At 66.5% G+C, this 2,375-nt stretch carries 2 protein-coding genes; one reads left to right on the forward strand and one right to left on the reverse strand.

The genetic code is table 11. The features are described 5' to 3' along the window. Nucleotides 1-48: 48 nt before the first annotated feature. The gene (locus VFT73_RS08840) at nucleotides 49-1,281 is read right to left on the reverse strand and encodes a type III PLP-dependent enzyme (RefSeq protein WP_326409989.1); all 1,233 of its coding nucleotides are present in this window, start codon (nucleotides 1,279-1,281) and stop codon (nucleotides 49-51) included. Between the two features lie 207 nt (nucleotides 1,282-1,488). On the opposite strand from VFT73_RS08840, the gene VFT73_RS08845 reads away from it, so the two are divergent. Further along, the coding region (locus VFT73_RS08845; RefSeq protein ID WP_326409991.1) for a threonine/serine dehydratase at nucleotides 1,489-2,375 on the forward strand (887 nt) is incomplete at its 3' end.

Consider the following 2,375-nt stretch of genomic DNA (forward strand, 5'->3'; position numbering starts at 1 on the left):
AATACAGCGGGATCCCCGCCTTCGCGGGGATGACGGAAGGATGGCGAACTACAGCGTCACGACGTTGGAACGCGTGTCGTCCGCTGCCGCTCCGTAGAGGCTCGCCATCGGCTCGTCGTCGACGACCTCGGTCGCGACCGCGCCGAAGCCGTTGAACTGCGTCCGCATCGCGCAGCCGTAGGCGCCGAGCATTCCGATCTCGATATAATCGCCGGGACCGATGTCGCCCGGCAGCTCGAACGGACCCGCCATGCGGTCGAGATCGTCGCAGGTCGGGCCGTAGAAGCTGAACTGCATCGGCCGCACGCGCGAACTACGGTCGCGGATCAGCCGCACCGGATAGCGCCAGCCGATGTGCGCGGCGTCGAACAAAGCGCCGTAAGCGCCGTCGTTGATGTAGAGCTCGTCGCCGCGGCGCTTCTCGACTCGAACGAGGACGCTCGCATATTCGGCGCACAGCGCCCGCCCGGGCTCGCACCACAGCTCGGCCGAATAGCTGATCGGCAGCGATTCGAACGTTTCGTGGATAACGGCGAAATAGGTCTCGAGCGGCGGCGGCTCCATTCCCGGATAGGAGGAGGGGAAGCCTCCGCCGACATCGACGATGTCGACCGTGACCGCCGCATCGACGATCGCGGTGCGGACGCGCGTCATGGCTTCGGCGAACGCGGCCGGAGTCATCGCCTGGCTGCCGACATGGAAGCAGATGCCGAGCGCGTCCGCCGCCTGGCGGGCGGCCATCAGAAGCGCGCTGACGTCGCGCGGATCGGCGCCGAACTTGGAGGCGAGGCTAAGCTTGGCATGGTCCGAGCTGACGCGGATGCGCACCAGCAGGTTGAGGTCGCTCGCCGGAACCCCGTCCTTCGAGGTGGCGCGGACGATCTTCTCCAGCTCCTCGACGGTGTCGAGGCTGAAGGTCCGCACGCCATGATCGAAATAAGCTTCGGCGATCGCTTCCTCGGCCTTCACCGGGTGCATGAAGCACAGCGTCGCCTCGGGGAGGACGTCGTGCACGAGCCGCACCTCGCCGATGGAGGCGACGTCGTAATGGGTGACGCCCGCTTCCCACAGCACGCGCAGCAGCTCGGGCGAAGGATTCGCCTTCACCGCGTAGAGCGACCGTCCGGGGAACTTCTCGACGAAGAATCGGGCGGCCCTGCGCGCGGCGTGCGGACGCAGGAGCGTGACCGGCTCAACGGGTCGAAGCTTGGCGATTTCGGCACCGCTTCGGGTGCCGGACGGGGCGGCAGCTAGCCCCAGCGCGCGATGGTGCTTGTGCAACTCAAGGGACCTCCAACGGGTACGTTCGACAGTGAGCTGCCTTGCGGTTGGAAGTCCCATGGGGCAGCGGGAGCGCGATATATGTGTGGGGGTCCCCCCTGTAAAGATTATTTGGTCCTGGACTGGGGATTTGCCCGCCGTATGTCGCTGATCTGCAACGGCTAATCGAAAGGGTGAAATATCAACCGCTTAGCAACAGAGGCCGAAGTGTCTCGCGATGACCTGGTCGAAGCGGCGGAGCGAATCCGCGGTCTGGTCGAGCAAACGCCGCTGATCGAAACGGAGATCGAAGGGACCCGCGTGTGGCTCAAATGCGAGTGCCTGCAGACCGGCGGCGCGTTCAAGCTGAGGGGCGCGACCAACCGCCTGCTCCAGCTCACTTCGGCGGAGCGCGGGCGCGGAGTCGTGGCTTTCTCCTCGGGCAATCATGCGCGCGGAGTGGCGATTGCCGCCCGGCGTCTCGGTATCCGCGCGATCATCGTCATGCCGTCGGACGCTCCGCAGGTGAAGATCGAGGGAACGCGCGGCGAGGGCGCCGAGATCATTTTCTACGATCGCCGCAGCGAGAGCCGCGAGGAGATCGCGGCGAAGATCTCCAGCGAGACGGGAGCGACGGTCGTTCCGAGCTTCGACGATCCGGCGATCGTTGCCGGGCAGGGCACGGTCGGGCTGGAGATATTGGAGCAGCTCGGCCGTTCGCCGAAGAGGATTGTCGTTCCGTGCGGCGGCGGCGGATTGGCGTCCGGAATAGCGTTGGCAGCGCCCGACGCGGAAATGGTCATCGTGGAGCCTGCAGGCTGGGACGACATGGCGCGTTCGCTCGAGTTCGGCGAGATCGTTCCGGTGGCCGCGGATGCACCTGCGACCTTCTGCGACGCGCTCCAGACGCCGCGCGTGTCGCCGATCACCTTCGGCATTCTGAGCGAGCGTGAGACGACGGCGCTATCCGTCACCGACGCCGAGACGGGGGAAGCGGTGCGGTTCGCGTGGGAGCGTCACGGGCTGACGGTGGAACCCGGCGGAGCCGTCGCCGTCGCCGCGTTGCTCGCAGGCAAGGTTGCGCCGCTGGAGGACACCGTCGTGGTGCTTTCGGG

Origin of the sequence: Sphingomonas sp. (assembly GCF_035758555.1) — a bacterium.
GTDB lineage: Bacteria > Pseudomonadota > Alphaproteobacteria > Sphingomonadales > Sphingomonadaceae > Sphingomonas_B.